The sequence below is a fragment of the Pedobacter aquatilis genome, assembly GCF_030409415.1.
Classification (GTDB): domain Bacteria; phylum Bacteroidota; class Bacteroidia; order Sphingobacteriales; family Sphingobacteriaceae; genus Pedobacter; species Pedobacter aquatilis.
In genome coordinates, this window is the sequence record NZ_JAUFPW010000036.1 from 154,798 (window position 1) to 169,989 (window position 15,192).

At 36.2% G+C, this 15,192-nt stretch carries 15 protein-coding genes and 1 tRNA gene; 4 read left to right on the forward strand and 12 right to left on the reverse strand.

Annotated elements, in window-relative coordinates:
• Window positions 1-4: 4 nt before the first annotated feature.
• Window positions 5-2,047, reverse strand: a complete 2,043-nt coding sequence (ppk1, locus tag QWY86_RS19000; RefSeq protein WP_290244447.1) for a polyphosphate kinase 1 — start codon at window positions 2,045-2,047, stop codon at window positions 5-7.
• Window positions 2,047-3,273 (reverse strand): Pycsar system effector family protein, encoded by a 1,227-nt coding sequence (locus tag QWY86_RS19005; protein WP_290244449.1) that lies wholly within the window; start codon window positions 3,271-3,273, stop codon window positions 2,047-2,049. The genes ppk1 and QWY86_RS19005 overlap by 1 nt, the downstream gene beginning before the upstream one ends.
• A 304-nt stretch (window positions 3,274-3,577) precedes the next feature.
• Here QWY86_RS19005 and QWY86_RS19010 point away from each other — a divergent pair.
• Window positions 3,578-3,651 (forward strand) — tRNA-Ile (locus QWY86_RS19010).
• Window positions 3,652-3,702: 51 nt separating this feature from the next.
• On the opposite strand, the gene QWY86_RS19015 is transcribed toward QWY86_RS19010, so the two are convergent.
• Both QWY86_RS19015 and QWY86_RS19020 read right to left on the reverse strand, forming a co-directional pair.
• Window positions 3,703-4,089 (reverse strand): VOC family protein, encoded by a 387-nt coding sequence (locus QWY86_RS19015; protein ID WP_290244451.1) that lies wholly within the window; start codon window positions 4,087-4,089, stop codon window positions 3,703-3,705.
• A gap of 16 nt (window positions 4,090-4,105) precedes the next feature.
• A complete protein-coding gene (locus QWY86_RS19020; RefSeq protein WP_290244452.1) occupies window positions 4,106-4,582 on the reverse strand; it encodes a DinB family protein in 477 nt (158 codons plus the stop codon).
• A 113-nt stretch (window positions 4,583-4,695) separates the two neighbouring features.
• Between QWY86_RS19020 and QWY86_RS19025 the strand changes: the two genes are divergently transcribed.
• A complete protein-coding gene (locus QWY86_RS19025) occupies window positions 4,696-5,766 on the forward strand; it encodes an aminotransferase class V-fold PLP-dependent enzyme (protein ID WP_290244453.1) in 1,071 nt (356 codons plus the stop codon).
• Here the strand turns inward: QWY86_RS19025 and QWY86_RS19030 are convergent.
• The 5 genes from QWY86_RS19030 to QWY86_RS19050 are packed head-to-tail and all read right to left on the reverse strand — an operon-like array spanning window position 5,763 to window position 11,797.
• A complete protein-coding gene (locus QWY86_RS19030) occupies window positions 5,763-6,731 on the reverse strand; it encodes an L-histidine N(alpha)-methyltransferase (RefSeq protein ID WP_290244455.1) in 969 nt (322 codons plus the stop codon). The genes QWY86_RS19025 and QWY86_RS19030 overlap by 4 nt on opposite strands.
• Before the next feature lie 9 nt (window positions 6,732-6,740).
• Window positions 6,741-7,892: an ergothioneine biosynthesis protein EgtB gene (gene egtB, locus QWY86_RS19035; RefSeq protein ID WP_290244457.1), complete on the reverse strand. Its 1,152-nt coding sequence runs from the start codon at window positions 7,890-7,892 to the stop codon at window positions 6,741-6,743.
• Complete coding sequence (locus QWY86_RS19040) at window positions 7,892-9,460, reverse strand: ABC transporter permease/substrate-binding protein (protein WP_290244459.1); 1,569 nt, start codon at window positions 9,458-9,460, stop codon at window positions 7,892-7,894. The genes egtB and QWY86_RS19040 overlap by 1 nt, the downstream gene beginning before the upstream one ends.
• Window positions 9,453-10,412 (reverse strand): ABC transporter ATP-binding protein, encoded by a 960-nt coding sequence (locus QWY86_RS19045; RefSeq protein ID WP_290244460.1) that lies wholly within the window; start codon window positions 10,410-10,412, stop codon window positions 9,453-9,455. Before QWY86_RS19045 ends, QWY86_RS19040 begins: the two co-directional genes overlap by 8 nt.
• Window positions 10,412-11,797 carry a mercuric reductase gene (locus tag QWY86_RS19050; protein WP_290244463.1) on the reverse strand — a complete coding sequence of 462 codons (1,386 nt, stop codon included), beginning with the start codon at window positions 11,795-11,797 and terminating at the stop codon, window positions 10,412-10,414. The genes QWY86_RS19045 and QWY86_RS19050 overlap by 1 nt, the downstream gene beginning before the upstream one ends.
• Window positions 11,798-12,208: 411 nt before the next feature.
• Here QWY86_RS19050 and QWY86_RS19055 point away from each other — a divergent pair, with 411 nt between their 5' ends.
• A complete protein-coding gene (locus QWY86_RS19055; RefSeq protein ID WP_290244465.1) occupies window positions 12,209-12,502 on the forward strand; it encodes a hypothetical protein in 294 nt (97 codons plus the stop codon).
• Between the two features lie 130 nt (window positions 12,503-12,632).
• Here QWY86_RS19055 and QWY86_RS19060 read toward each other — a convergent pair whose 3' ends face one another.
• Window positions 12,633-13,304, reverse strand: coding sequence for a DUF4142 domain-containing protein (locus QWY86_RS19060; RefSeq protein ID WP_290244468.1), 672 nt, complete (start codon window positions 13,302-13,304; stop codon window positions 12,633-12,635).
• Between the two features lie 227 nt (window positions 13,305-13,531).
• Here QWY86_RS19060 and QWY86_RS19065 point away from each other — a divergent pair, with 227 nt between their 5' ends.
• The gene (locus tag QWY86_RS19065; protein ID WP_290244469.1) at window positions 13,532-14,038 is read left to right on the forward strand and encodes an RNA polymerase sigma factor; all 507 of its coding nucleotides are present in this window, start codon (window positions 13,532-13,534) and stop codon (window positions 14,036-14,038) included.
• Between the two features lie 35 nt (window positions 14,039-14,073).
• Here the strand turns inward: QWY86_RS19065 and QWY86_RS19070 are convergent, their stop codons facing one another.
• A complete protein-coding gene (locus tag QWY86_RS19070) occupies window positions 14,074-14,571 on the reverse strand; it encodes a hypothetical protein (RefSeq protein WP_290244470.1) in 498 nt (165 codons plus the stop codon).
• Window positions 14,568-15,191: an alpha-ketoglutarate-dependent dioxygenase AlkB family protein gene (locus tag QWY86_RS19075; protein WP_290244471.1), complete on the reverse strand. Its 624-nt coding sequence runs from the start codon at window positions 15,189-15,191 to the stop codon at window positions 14,568-14,570. The genes QWY86_RS19070 and QWY86_RS19075 overlap by 4 nt, the downstream gene beginning before the upstream one ends.
• Between the last annotated feature and the right edge of the window lies 1 nt (window position 15,192).

A 15,192-nucleotide genomic window follows, 5' to 3' on the forward strand; every position in this document is an offset into this window, starting at 1 on the left:
AAAATTAAGATTGATTTTGTAAAAATTTATAGATTTCGAATTGAGACGCAATAAGCGTTCCATCCTTTTTAACTGGAATATTGTTCATTTCATCATCAATATGAACAGCCTGCAAATTATCTTGTATTTGAATGCTGATGATTTCAATAATTTCTGCTTTGATTGCCTCATCATAAACCGGAAAACAAACTTCAATTCGTCTGTAGATGTTTCTGTTCATCCAATCGGCAGAACCTAAGTACACATCTTGTTTACCTAAATTGTTAAAAATAAATACGCGACCGTGTTCTAAATATCTATCTACAATTCTGGTCACTTTAATATTTTCACTCATGCCTACAATACCGGCAATTAATCTGCAAATACTCCTAACTAACAATGTAATCTTCACCCCTGCTTGCGATGCTTCATACAATTTATTAATTAAGGTCTTCTCTTCTAAATTATTAAGCTTAATTGTTATATGAGCATCTTTTCCAGCCTTTGCGTATTCAATTTCCCTGTTAATTAGATTTAAAAATTGCTGTTGAAGATTAAATTGAGCGACCAAAATGTGCTTAAAATTTATAAAATCATTTTTTTCTGGTTTAACTCTTTTGGCTAAAAAAATAAACAGGAGTTCAATTTCTCGTAAAATATCTTTATTAGCCGTCATTAAAATATGATCGGTATAAAATGCGGCTGTACTTTCGTTAAAATTTCCTGTGGCCAGTAAACCGGTATATTGCATCCTATCGCCAATTTGTTTTTTAACAAGCGCTACTTTTGCATGCACTTTTAAGGCGGTAACACTATAAACAATTTCTACACCCTGAGCCTTCATTTCTTTGGCCCATTTTATATTATTCGCTTCATCAAAACGGGCTTTTAATTCAACCAAAACAAAAACCTTTTTGCCGTTTTTAGCTGCGCTGATAAGTGCGTTGATAATTTTAGAATCTGTAGCAACCCGATATATCGTTAGGTAAATTTCCTTAACGCCTTTATCAATTGCAGCTTCGTTAAAAAACCTTAAAACTGTATCGTAGCTTTGATATGGAGTGTGAATGATAATGTCTTTTTTATTAATTGCATCTATCAACGAACCTGCTACTAAATCAGAATTGCAGATTTTTGACCAGTTCTTATTCGATAATTCTGCACTTTTAACCGGAAAGGACATTAAATCTTTAAGATTGTGGTATTGCCCACCTTCTACAAGATTAGCTTTTTTTAAATTGAAAATTTTTTTAAGCAGCTTAATAACATGTTTCGGAATACCAGGTTGATGAAGGAAACGTGTTGCTAAACCATTATCGCGTTTGGAAAGTTGAATTTCCAACTGCTCAGATAAACTGCCAGAATATTCATCTTTTAAATCGATTTCTGCATCGCGGGTAATTTTAAAGCTGAAACATCCAGTAACTTCAACATCTTTGAATACTACATCGAGATGAAAACGAACAATATCATCTAAAAAAACAATAAATGTTTTATCTTCTTTATCGATTTTATAAAAACGAGGCAACTCGTCCGAAGGTATATTTAAAATGTAGGCTTTATGAACATTGCCTTCTTGAGTGGTTACTAAAAAATATAAATCGTTATTTGATGGAAAAAAGCTTGTTTCATCATGCACAGAAACAGGCTGTAAAAATGCGAGAACCTGACTTAAAAAATACCTTCTGATTTCCTTTTCAATCTCACCTGGAAAATTATGACCGTAAATGAGTTCGATTTTATGTTCCTGAAGCTTCGGAATAATATCTAATTGTAAAACCTTACCATATCTTTGCTGTTGGTCTGAAATTAACTTATTGGCAGTTTTAACCAAACCAGCCTTAATATGAATATCATTATCTTCTTTATTGCTTAATTTTTCGAAGGCCAATAAGACAGGCATTCTCACCCGGTAAAATTCATCTAAATTTGAAGAAAAAATGGATAAAAATTTAATCCTTTCCAATAAGGGAACGCTTTCGCGTTCAGCTTCCATCAAAATCCGTTCGTTAAACTTAAGCCAGCTTAAATCTCTGTTAAACAATTCGCTTTTAATTATTGTATCCATTAAAGTTTACCGTATGCAGCGTAAGCAACAACAAAAGCAAGAACCGCAGCAATTAAGCCAAACATAAAAATATTGTAAGCCAGGCGAATCAGTTTATATTTTCTGCCTAAAACAACTCCTTGCGAATATACATCTGTTATTAATGTTCCGTACAAGAAATCCTTATCGTTCATAACTTTAACCATACCGTCAGTATAATCTGGTAATGACATTTTATAGAAGTTACCAAAGAAGAGCAGATTCACTTTTTTCTGATCCATTTCTTCGGGCGTAAAAACACCAGGAGGTATTGATGGACGCGTAGATAATATTGAGACCACAACACAGGTTAAGCTTACAATTAGCAATATAAAAGTTGGGATAATTAAGTTACTATGGTTATCTAACTTGTTAAGCAATAAACTCACAATCAAGGATAGCATAATCGAATTAACAGTGATTAATATATGAGCTTTATTATCGGCCATATCACTTAGTCTTTGGTTATTTGCTGAGGTTATCCTAAACATAGTTTCAATGCCTTTATCGGGCTTATCATCCTTTTTGTCTTTCTTTTTATCTTTAGGTTGAACTATTTCTTCTGATAAATGTGTGTGCAAAGCCGGCGCTACAAAATTTACTTGAGTAGATTGTGCTGATAGTTTACTTTTTATTTTATCGATGTTACGCTGTTTCTGATCGTTCAAAAGCAATTTCGCATAATCTGTTTGGTATTGATGAGATTCTAAAAACCGAATGTCGTCTACACGCCAATCCTTTTTACTAATATCTTTATTATAGATTAGTTCGGCTTCTTTGTGCATTAGCTTTCCTTTTTGTCTAAAATCTTCAGAACCAAGGTGAAACAAATCTGCATCACATAAAATATCCTCAATTAAATTAGTTGGCTTTTGAGGAATTTTTGTACTTAAGATTGCGTTTGAGACCTTGAGCCTAATCTCTTCGCTCACATTTTCGTTTTCGAGGAAAATATTTGCCAGTTCTGCGCCCTTTACTTCATGATGCAGATTATCTTCAAAATAACCAGCATCATGAAACCAAGCTGCAGCTGTTACAATGAAAAAATCTTCATCATTTAGCTGATAATGGTTGGCGATTTGTTGTGCGGCCTTTACAACACTATGTGTATGTTCAAGATTGTGATAAACCAATCTATCATCGTGATGAGTATTGAAATAATCGTTAATATGCTTTTCTACATCAATTTGTAGTTGCTTATAATCCATGAGGGTAATGCTAAAAATTAAATCTGAAATTAAGAGCGCTTAAATTCTCAATTAAAATTCCATTATTGGTATAAAATTAAGCTAATTTTCACAATAATTAGTTTTGCAATTAAGAACCATAAAAAATGTACATTTATTTTACAATATGCATAATCATTTTTGTGGCATTATTGTTTTTTTAAAAACAGCAATTGGCTGAAAATGAATTACAAAAATTATTTGGCTAAAAATTAGTGAAAAACTTTTTCGAAAATTGAATGCAAATTTGTAACATTGCACTCGCAAAAAACAACACGTTTTTTCAGGGCCTATAGCTCAGTTGGTTAGAGTAGAAGACTCATAATCTTTTGGTCGCTGGTTCGAGCCCAGCTGGGCCCACTAATAAAAATCGCCCCTTGAAACACTCTCAAGGGGCTTTTTAATGTATTGTCAGGAATTATACTCTAAAACTGATAAGATATTTCCAGAAGGGTCAGTAAACCAGGCAATACTTGGTCCTTCATTACCGCGAGAAATACCCTTTTCATCGGTTTTTATATATTCAGTATGGTATTGTTCAAATTCTACACCCTTGGCAATTAACTCATCAACCGTTTTTTCAAGATTTTCAACAGGAAAGTTTAATACAGTAAATGTAGCTGGCTGGTGATCTGGTTTTGGGTAGACCACCACATTTGATGTGCCCGAAATTTCGAGCTCTATAATTCCCATTGGATTATCCTTAACGCTTAATCCTAAAACGTTGCGATAAAAATCTGCTGCTTTCCCGATATCTTGTACGGCGAAAGAGCTAAAGACTTGTGATTCTTTTAACATAATAATATATTTAGGGTTATGATGATCTCCAGATGCCCAACAAACGTCGGATAACTACAATTTCAGCAGTATGATAAGCATTATGATCTGCAATTTGCAAAGCCTCCCGCAGAATGGTTTGCCCGCTTCCGTGAGGGATGCGCTCGAATAAATCTTTAGATTCAAGCAATTCGATAAAGGCTTCCAAATCATGCCTTATCTGCTTTAAACAATCATCCCATTCCGCCTGGCTTCTTGGGGCAGCATCTTTCGCCCAATATTCATCAGGCCATTTAGGAGAAACATGGTTGCCATCCTTACTAAATTCCAGCATATCCCATTGCGCTATTCTGATATGATCTGTAAGTTGCCAAATGCTATAAGGCAAACCATGTGGTTTTTGCCCGAGTAATTCAAAAGGTATATCTGCCACCGCATCCTTCAATCCCGCGTGTGCAGTGCCACCATCCAACAACTTCTTAAGTTCGGCAATCAGTAAGTCTCTACTTTCCATATTATAGCTGATAAATAAGCATACAACAAACCAAGAGTATTTAGGTTTGTAAAAAATGACATGAAACTTCTGGGTGTAATTCTACTTGTATCGGGATTTAATTATTTTTGAACATGACTTACAAGGAGCAATTTCCTATCCTGAATAACTACACTTATCTGAATACTGCAAACTCCGGTTTGCTTTCCTTAGAAATTGCAGGATGGCGTCGCAAACACGATGAAAAATTTTTACAAGGCGGCAGTCTTTTCAGGGCAGATAGCTTAAGTGTAATGGAAACACTCAGGAAAAACCTATCTTATTTTTTCCAAGTTAAAAAGGAATGCACCTTTTTAAGTACGAATTTCTCAAGCGGATTTAATTCAATTTTAAATGGCCTGGATAGAAACCATCGCATTCTGCTATTAAAGGAAGATTATCCATCCCTAACCTATCCAATAATGAGTCATGGATTTGAAACCTTTGAGATACAAATTGACGCTAATCTGGAGGCAAATATTCTGGAATCTATTGAAAAATTTAAGCCGACGATTTTTGCATTCAGCATGGTTCAATACATCAGCGGACTCAGAATGCAGAGTGATTTTATCAAGTTACTAAAGTCAGATTTTCCTGAATTGTTATTAGTTGGTGATGCCACTCAATTTCTGGGTACTACCGCTTTTAATTTCGAAGAATCAGGACTGGATGTTTTAATTGGTAGTGGTTACAAATGGCTTTTGGGCGGGTATGGAAATGGTTATATTTTCCTATCTGATGCCGCTAAAGAAAGCATTTATCAAAACAGAAAGAATTCAAATGCAGCAATTTCGCCTTTATTAACCGGACGTGAATATTTATCTCTTAGCTTAGAGCCTGGTCATTTAGATAGCCTAAACTTTGGGACGCTGAATCAAGGCATAAACTATTTAAATACCGTAGGCTTTGAAAATATTGAAAAAAAAATTGGAGAATTGACTATGAAAGCAAGAATCGAATTACATAAGAGAGGCTTGCTTTTGGATTGGATGGTAGAACGAAATGAACATTCGTCTATTATCAGTTTACCACTCGAACATGAGCTTGTTAATCGTTTGAACCAAGCTAATATTCTGGTTTCGCCAAGAGGTGCAGGCACCAGAATATCATTTCATTTTTACAATACTGAAGATGATTTAAACCATTTACTCAAAGTTTTGGATTAGCTCACCGTCCATACTGAATCTACAAAATACTGATTTGTATCAGTAAAATATTGTGCAACCTTAAAGCCAGAACTTGTTGCAAGTTCTTCAATTTCTGGTTTTGCATATTTCTGCGAAATCTCCATCAAAATGTATTCATCCTTTTCAAAGTGAAATATTGAATCTCCGATGGATACACTTTGATTTTTCAAACTTATAATATAGCTTTTGCATTCACCCGTTTCTGGATTATAACTGGCATAATGTTCAAAAGCATCTAAATTGAAGTCACCGTCAAGCTCACGGTTTATTCTATTCAATAAATTTAGGTTAAATGACTTGGTAATACCAGCTTTATCATTATAAGCATTAAGAATTTTCTTCGGGTTTTTCTTTAAATCAAAACCAATAATCAAAATATCCTGCGGAGCTAAAAGTTGTTTCAAACTAATGCAGAAATGCTGAGCTTCGTTAACGGTCATATTCCCAATATTAGCCCCCATAAAAAGTACGACTTTCCTCCTTTTTGAAATTTCTGCCGCTCTTTTCAGCATTTCGAAATAATCACCATTTAAGCCATCAAACTCAAGATTTGGTAAGCTAATTGGTAAATTCAATTCCAGTTCAGAAATTACATGGGCAGATATATCGATTGGATAATACTTAAAGTTCCAATCTTTTTGCATTAAGGCGCTAAGCAAATGAATAGATTTTGTAGCATCACCAGCACCTAGTTCAATCAAATCGAATCCGCTCCCGTCACCCGCAATGGTATCCGCAATTTCATTGGACTGAAGTTTCATAATTTCCATTTCCGAATCGGTCAGGTAATATTCTTCCATATCCATAATTTGCTGAAATATCTGGTCGCCAGCTTCATCATAGAAATATTTAGAATGCATGCGCTTAGGTGTTTCGCTTAATCCTTGGAGTGTTTCGTAAAGAAACTGTGCATTTTTTATGCTTACTTTTTCAGTTAAAATCATCGTAAAATTTTACTTAGCCAGGCGAATACCAGTGTATTGCCACCTTAAATGGGGATGAAAAAAATTTCGGTAAGTTATGCGGCTATGCGCCTTTGGTGTAGCAACCGATGCGCCACGCAATACTTTTTGGTTAACCATAAATTTACCATTGTACTCGCCAATGGCACCTGGTGCCTTACTAAATCCGGGATACGGCAGGTAGGCACTTTCCGTCCATTCCCAACGCTCGCCCCATTTGAATTTTTCTGCGGCAACCTCCCACTCAAATTCGGTAGGTAAACGCAATCCCTTCCAGGCCGCATAAGCATAAGCCTCGTAATAACTTATGTGTGTAACAGGTTGATTTGGGTCTATTTGCTTTAAACCCTGCAATGTATAATTGAACCATGTTCCATCAACTTTATGCCAATACATTGGTGCGGTAATAGAATTTGTTTTTACCCAATCCCATCCTTCCGCATGCCAGAAATTAAAGTTTTTATAGCCTCCATCAGATACAAATTCCAAAAATTCTTGATTGGACACGAGCGTATTGCTAATGGTGTAATCGTTCAGGTAAACTTTATGCCTACCAATCTCATTATCAAAACTGAAACCCTCCCCGTTATGGCCTATATCATAAATACCTCCCGCTATATTAATCATTTCGGCACCAGATTTTATACCATCTAAAATTTCTGATTTGCTACCACTATAGACAGGAAATAAGGGATTATTGCCCAATATGTATTTGATATCGGTTTGCAAAAGTTCCTGATGCTGTTGTTCGTGGTTAAACCCAAGTACCAGTAAATCATAAACTTCTGCCTTTATTTCTGCGGATAAAAATTTAACCATAGCTTCATCCACATAAGCCCGGTACTGGTAAATATCTTTAACACTTGGTCTGCTTAAATTGCCCCTGTCAGTACGAATGACCCGATTGCCTACAGTTTCATAATAACTATTGAAAACGAAATTATATTCTTCGTTGAAAAGCTGATAATCAAAAGCAAAAGGTTTTAAAATAAAAGTTTCGTAAAACCAGGTGGTATGGCCCAAATGCCATTTTGGTGGACTTACATCTGCAACAGGCTGAACGACATAATCTTCGGTTTGTAAAGGCTCACAAAGTTGCTCAGAGTATTTGCGGATGCTCAGGTATTTTTCAGCAAGATTCATTAATTTTTATCGAGATGGTGCTTAAGGTCTGTTATGGTATTAACATTTAGTTCGGCAGATTGTTTTTCCCTCATCATTAAAGCATAAGAATTATTAAAACCTATTGGCTTCAACCATTTTATTTTATATTTACGGATAAATTCATCACTAACATACCTGTAAGTCTGTTCTTTATCAGTCGAAATTCTGGAAATTAATTTAGCATCAGGTTTTAAAATGGCCAGTAAACCCGTTCCGGTGTATTCAGGATAAAAATCAATTTGTTTATTCACCAAGGCATCGAAGCAGATTTTTGTACCGCCCAATCCGGTTTTGGTTTCTACCGCATAATCTGTATTTCCCTTGATCAGCATGGCATAGATTTCTGCAAGGATATATTGTTCTCCGAAAATCTTTGAGCCAATTTTGATAGTTCCAGCACTACCATTTTTTGCACTTTTGTACAAACCATGTTTAACCAGAAAATCCTTTGCAACCCTTACGGGTGTTTGGTGCAGATAATCGGTTCGGTAATTTAAATCCGTCATCACAGTATCTGTAATTTTTCCAGCCAAAAGGTTTAGTGTTTTTTCCAGTCCAGGAAACTTTTCTAATGATGAAAGCGATACGATTGGTGCTGCATAATATGGAGGAAAGATCCCTTTATCGTCTTTCAATATCTTTAATCCGAAAGCTTTTAAGCGTCCGTCTGTGGAATAACCGCTGATTACATCCAATTCTTTTGAAAAAGCAGCTTTATACATAACTGCATCGCTAATTACGACGGTATTTATCTTCAATCCATAGGCAGATTTAAGCCCTAAATCTCCATCCTGCCGCCCCATAAACTCTGGCGTAAAACCTGCTTTCAAATCAGAGCCATTTGAAGTTGGCAAAATATAAAAAGCAGCCGCTATGATAATTAGCAGCGGAAATATAACTAAAGCTTTTCTTAGTTTTTTAAAGTTTAATTTTTGGATGATGGACAATAATGCATCCAATATAATGGCCAGTAAAGCTGCAGGGATAGCACCAGCTAAAATCATGTTGGTATTATTTAAGGAAATCCCACCAAAAATAAATTCGCCTAAACCGCCTGCGGCGATGTAGGAAGCTAGGGTTGCAACACCCACGTTAATTACAGTTGCTGTACGAATTCCGGCCAGGATAACAGGCATCGCTAATGGCAGCTCAACTTTAAATAATATCTGGGCTTTACTCATGCCTAAAGCCTTTGCAGCTTCAGTAACATATTTATCGATACCAATAATGCCAGTATAAGTGTTACGGATAATGGGTAGCAAAGCATAAATGAGCAAAGCTACAATTGCTGGTTTTGCACCAATACCCAAAACCGGAATCATAAAACCTAATAATGCAATGCTTGGCACAGTTTGCAAAACACCTGCAACTCCTAATATTGTACCAGATAGCTTGCGTTTTCTTGCGATAAGAATACCCAGCGGTAGCCCAATCGCAATTGCCAAGATTAAGGAAATAAAGGTTAATCCAATATGTTGAAAGGTTTGATTTAGCAATTTATCCGACTCCATCGACATGAACTGCCACAAAGTTTGTTGCTCATTCATAGTTATTGGATATTTTATACTGATTAAAGGCTTTGGTTAGATCCTCAAAGCTGACCACTTTTTTTGCTCCCGATTCATTATGAAAACTTATGGTTTGTCCGTCCGCCGAGCTAAGTTTTTCCATTGCTTCCCAAATGCTCAGGTCTGCAGCTAAACTTTTACCATCACTTTTATCACCATCAGGCAAAACAGACCAAAAATCTCTAAATTGAATAACCTGAAATGCTAAGGCCAAACGCTGACCATCCAAAAACTTTCTGGAGAAATCGTTCGCCGGATTAAAAAGTAATTCCTTTGGCGTGCCAATTTGCATAACCTTCCCCTTATCCATTAAACAAATTCTGTCGGCTAGTACGAAGGCTTCCAACACATCATGCGTTACCATTACAATTGTTTTTTTCTTAAGTGCTTCAAGATTTTTGAATTCGCGTTGAATGCTGGTTCTGGTAACATTATCAAGTGCCCCAAAAGGTTCATCCATCAATAGAATTGATGGGTCTGCCATTAATGCTCTTGCAAGTCCTACCCTTTGCTGCTGCCCGCCACTAAGCTCATCCGGAAACCGATTTAAGATATTGGAAGGTAAATGCAGTTTCTCTATTATTTCATGGATACGTTTTTTAGTTTTTTGTTTAGTCCAGCCTAATAATTTTGGCACAACGGCCATATTTTCTTCAATGGAATAATGCGGAAACAGCCCGATATTTTGCATGACATAGCCAATGCCTCTCCTTAGCTTTTCGGGTTGTTGTTGTGTTATTTTTGCTCCATTAATGATAATTTGTCCAGCATCTGGCTCAATCAATCGGTTAATCATTTTAAGTGTAGTGGTTTTGCCGCAGCCACTTGTACCAAGTAAAATCAAGGTTTCTCCTTTCTCTACCTTAAATGAAACCTCATTTACAGCAACTTTGTCGCCATAACTTTTACTAACCTTTATCAGCTCAATCATTAATCTTCAATCTTCATAAAAAGATTATTTAACGACTCGGAATAAGTTGGATGTGCGAAAACACAATACCGTATCCGATCATAAGTTATACCGCCCTCCATTGCCATTTGCAGTACAGACATTATCTCCCCACCTTCTGAAGCCATAATAGCTGCGCCGAGTATTTTTTTGCTTTTAACATCTACAACTGCTTTCATCATCCCAAGTATATCTCCGGTTTCAATTCCTCTTGCAACTGAAGACATTGGCAACACGGCTACCTTGTAATCCAACTTTGCATCTTTAGCCTCCTGCTCCGAGATTCCTATCCTACCCAATTGAGGATCAGTAAACATGCAATACGGAATTGGCCTATCTTTTACATTGTAGTTTTCGCCCTCCATTAAATTTCGATAAACAATTGTATAATCATTGTATGCAATGTGCGTAAATGCAGGCCCGGCTTTAACATCACCAAGTGCATACACACCCTTAACGTTGGTTTCCAATTTATCATTAACCACGATATAACCTTTTTCATCAGTTTTGATACCGCTAAGTGCAAGGTTCAGGTTTTCAGTCTGAGGCCTCCTGCCTGCAGCAACTAAAATATGACTTGCCTTGAGATGCTTTGTATTCTTCCCCGATGTAACATGGACATTAATTTCCTTTTTATTCTTTGAGGAAACGCTATTGATTTGAGCCTTTGTTATAATTTCAATTTTTTCTGCTTCAAGTATTTCTGTCATTGTTTTTGAAACATCCTCATCTTCCTTAGCCAATATAGAAGCAGATTTTTCGAGAATGGTTACCTGGCTACCAAACCGACTGAACATTTGCCCAAATTCCAACCCAATGTAGTTACCGCCAATTACAACAAGATGTTCGGGCACTTTTTCTAATTCGAGAATTGAGGTTGAGGTTAAGAAATCTGTTTCTGATAGGCCTTCAATATCTGGAATAAATGTTTTAGCACCTGTATTGATAAAAATCCAATCGGCCGTTAATACACTTTCAGTTCCATCATTCAGTAAAATGGTTAATTCTTGTTCAGCGCTAAACCTGGCCTCACCCATAAAAAGTTTTAAACCTTTGGTTTCTTTAATGCCCTTTTCTGCTGAACCTCGGAATTGCTCAACAATATCATCTTTCCTCTTTTTTATTTTCTTGAAATTAATTTTGACCGGACCAATTTCAACGCCAAGGGACGAAGATTTATTTGCTTGATAAGCCTGCTTAGCAGACGCTATCATGGCTTTTGTAGGCGTACAGCCATCGTTAATGCAAGTTCCACCAACAAGGCGCTTCTCGATAATTGCCGTTTTTTTGCCTGCCAAAGCAAGTTTTTTTGCCAATGGAACGCCTGCTTGCCCTGCGCCAATGATTATTGCATCAAAATGTGTCATGTATTTTAATTTATTTCTATCAGTTCACTTATAACAAGTGAAGGCCATTTATGTTCATATGCAGAATTGAACAACCATCAAATAGTATTGGAATATTTGATTGGGTTTGCTTTATCATTATCACTTTCTGCAATGTGTTTGGTATTTACCATAGCCATTGATTGTAAAATCATTTTCTACATATGGTTAAGAAATCCCAAAATCTGCTCGGTATTAATAGTTTGATGGTAGAATGTTTGATTTAGGAATAAGAGAATCACCTGAATGTATAGATTAATTTCGATAATCATTTCGTATTGTATCAATTTTCTGTGGGTTAATTATTCCAAGACAGAAGGATATCAAATTAAGGAAAACCTTTTAAAGATACGCAGGGTTGTATAATTATCATTTACAATTAAATCTATAATCATGGAAAACAACAGCGAAAACAAGCAGGAAGAAATTAATAACCCTGAACAGTTTCAGATAGGAAGAACGCCACAGGAAGACAAGCAAGGCGACCAGGGAGAAACTGCAAATGAGGACACATCTTATACGCCACAAGAAACGGAGTTTGCAGATGGTGAAGGTACCAGGCTCAATGAAGCAATTAATGGAGCCGAAACTAATATGGATGAGTTAAAGAAAAAAACCGATGACTCCCCTGAAGATAATAATTTCGGTAAATCGGAAGGGTTACAGCCTGAAGCAAATGATATTTAACCCATAAAATTAACCCTGAGTTTTAAATTGTATAAAATAAAGCTCAGGGTTAATTTGTATTCAAAATTCTTAAATAAATTAGGAGGCTTAAAGTTTCCTTACTGATTTTTAAATTTTAAGCTGGTTCACCCTAAGGATACTTATTTAACTTCTCTAGCTTTCTTACCATCTGTTTTGCAACAGACTGAAACTTAGATGCGAAACTTTTAATTTGCTGATCACCAGAAGCCGAAGCATTTTTAAACAATCGCAACAAATTATTCTGAGCACTCAATGCACTCTTAATATAGGCTTTATCAAACGCATCTCCACTTAATTTTTTTAGACGCAATACTTCTTCACCAACCTCAACCCCATCAACAGCACTAGCATTGCCTTGTTTCTTACCACCCAATGCCTCGCCACCGGCAACCTGTATTCTAGAAGTATCCCTTAGATTTTCTGGTGCGGCATCAATCCGCCCATCCGGTCTTTGTCCACCCTGTGGTAATGTTAATGGCAAATTAACCTGCTTACTTTTCGCAAACATTCTTAGTGCTTCTGTAAGCTGCATATGCTTCTGCAACAATTCGGCACTAATTGCCTTAACATCTCTACTGCTTCCCTGTTGCATAGCCAGCTTGGCGCTTAATAAACTTTGATTACTATAAATGTAAGCATCTTGTAAAATGCGTTCATCAGCAGCAGCTAAGCTATCCTTCTGCATTGCAATTAATGATTTATTCGCAAAAACATTAGGGGTATAAACTATGGTCGATAACCCACTGAGGGCAATGAAACCGGTAAGGAGGTATCTTTTCATGGCAATGGCTTTTCATTTAATAACCGCACATGACACAATAAAGTTTTGTCGAATGCAGCTAATTCATGCAAAGTTGAGTGGTAGAGCGTATAAACCACAATCCTACCATGCACTTTTTCTATACAAATACAATTATTGGTTATAAATACGCATTATGTACTGTAATGAGCTCCATGAACAACAATTTTGAATCTTGATTGTCTTTATTAAACCTTAAAAACATATCCATGAATCAAGCAGAATTTGCAATCCAAGTTAATAAGGCCAGTGAAAAGCTATTTGTACATGCGCTAAAGTTTACTAAAGATGAAGATGATGCCAAAGATTTGGTACAAGATACTTTAGTAAAAGCCATCCGCTTTAGTCACAGGTTTGAAAGCAATACTAACCTAAAAAGCTGGCTCTACGTTATCATGCGTAATACTTTTGTTAACGATTACAGAAATAAGAAGAGGAAGGATAACCTCATCACTACAGCAGAAGATATTACGTATAATCACTTGCTCAACAGTGCTAGCACCAACAGCTCCATCACCAGTTTTGCTTTAACTGATATTAGTAAAGCTTTAAATTCTATCCCTGAATCTTATCGTGTTCCTTTTACGCTATATTTCGAGGGTTATAAATATGAAGAAATCGCAGAAAAATTAGATATACCAATTGGCACGGTCAAAACCCGGATACATGAAGCAAGAATACGCCTAAAAAAATACCTGAAAGTACACAAACCATAAGGTCCTGAATGGCATTGACACTTAGTATAATAGCCTTAACTCCAATTTTTTAGACTAAAGTTTTTCATAATTGTTGCTGTGATTTGGATTTCAAGGCTAAAATCATGCTCAAAGTTTGAATCAAATACTTTAAAGTTCATTATATCATTTTGCTGCATTATATTCTTAACAAATATGTTAAAAAGCCTTCTAAAAGCATTGAAGTCTACATCAGGCAGACAAATCACCATGATTTCAGCTTCCGAAACCACAACAATATCCTTAACATATTCACTACCTCTGGCCAAGATTTGTGAAGGTAATCTATAAAAGGCTTGCTGACTAATGAATTTACCAATATCCTGTATATATGACTGCTTTAAGGGCGATAGTACAGAACCTGTCCAGGTGTCTTTAACAAATTCCAATTCTCCAATAATTTCATCATCTTTCAAAATCATATAAGGCTTATTGTTTTCCTGCTGAACAATCAGATAGCTTTGATAACCTAATTCCTCGTTGGCATCAGCATGTAAATACATTAGTTGAATCATACATTTAATGGATGAATAATACGTCTAAAAGTAAGGTTAACCCTGGGCTGCATAAAACTTTTGGATTTGGCAATCCGATGATCCCAATTCTGCTGCAAATCCCCTTTCATTATCAGAAGCGAACCATGTTCTAACCTTACACCATATTTTACCGAATGATTTGCTTTCAGGCGGATGTCGAAGGTTCTGACCTGACCAAAAGAAAGTGAAGCGATGATTGGATGTGAACCCATTACAGTTTCATTATCACTATGCCAGGCTACGGAATCCTGCCCATCTCTGTAATAATTAAGCAAAACACTATTGAAAGCCATACCAGCAATCGGTTCAACTTTTCTCTTTAGGGTTAACAATAGCGGTGTCCATTCAAAAGGTTTAGATTTACCTATAGCGGTATAATCAACCTGGGTAGCATCACCATAAAAAGCCGATAAGCGGGGCGTTATCACTTCCTTATCATAATAACGGACCACCTTTTGTTTCCAGGGTGTAATTGCAATCAACTCTTGTAATATTGCATCACTTTTTACAGCATCAATGAAACCGCCGTGATATTCCAATACATCACTTGGCAGACCAACACTCTGACCAGATAAGGCAAAAAAACTCAGCTGTTCCAAA

What these genes read in the sequence shown, in the direction of transcription:
- QWY86_RS19015 (WP_290244451.1), bottom strand. Translation starts at nt 4,089, where the DNA reads ATGTTAAAAGAATCACAAGTCTTTAGCTCTTTCGCCGTACAAGATATC.
- QWY86_RS19060 (WP_290244468.1), bottom strand. Translation starts at nt 13,304, where the DNA reads ATGAAAAGATACCTCCTTACCGGTTTCATTGCCCTCAGTGGGTTATCG.
- QWY86_RS19040 (WP_290244459.1), bottom strand. Translation starts at nt 9,460, where the DNA reads ATGAATGAGCAACAAACTTTGTGGCAGTTCATGTCGATGGAGTCGGAT.
- QWY86_RS19020 (WP_290244452.1), bottom strand. Translation starts at nt 4,582, where the DNA reads ATGGAAAGTAGAGACTTACTGATTGCCGAACTTAAGAAGTTGTTGGAT.
- QWY86_RS19070 (WP_290244470.1), bottom strand. Translation starts at nt 14,571, where the DNA reads ATGATTCAACTAATGTATTTACATGCTGATGCCAACGAGGAATTAGGT.
- QWY86_RS19030 (WP_290244455.1), bottom strand. Translation starts at nt 6,731, where the DNA reads ATGATTTTAACTGAAAAAGTAAGCATAAAAAATGCACAGTTTCTTTAC.
- ppk1 (WP_290244447.1), bottom strand. Translation starts at nt 2,047, where the DNA reads ATGGATACAATAATTAAAAGCGAATTGTTTAACAGAGATTTAAGCTGG.
- egtB (WP_290244457.1), bottom strand. Translation starts at nt 7,892, where the DNA reads ATGAATCTTGCTGAAAAATACCTGAGCATCCGCAAATACTCTGAGCAA.
- QWY86_RS19005 (WP_290244449.1), bottom strand. Translation starts at nt 3,273, where the DNA reads ATGGATTATAAGCAACTACAAATTGATGTAGAAAAGCATATTAACGAT.
- QWY86_RS19025 (WP_290244453.1), top strand. Translation starts at nt 4,696, where the DNA reads ATGACTTACAAGGAGCAATTTCCTATCCTGAATAACTACACTTATCTG.
- QWY86_RS19055 (WP_290244465.1), top strand. Translation starts at nt 12,209, where the DNA reads ATGGAAAACAACAGCGAAAACAAGCAGGAAGAAATTAATAACCCTGAA.
- QWY86_RS19065 (WP_290244469.1), top strand. Translation starts at nt 13,532, where the DNA reads ATGAATCAAGCAGAATTTGCAATCCAAGTTAATAAGGCCAGTGAAAAG.
- QWY86_RS19050 (WP_290244463.1), bottom strand. Translation starts at nt 11,797, where the DNA reads ATGACACATTTTGATGCAATAATCATTGGCGCAGGGCAAGCAGGCGTT.
- QWY86_RS19045 (WP_290244460.1), bottom strand. Translation starts at nt 10,412, where the DNA reads ATGATTGAGCTGATAAAGGTTAGTAAAAGTTATGGCGACAAAGTTGCT.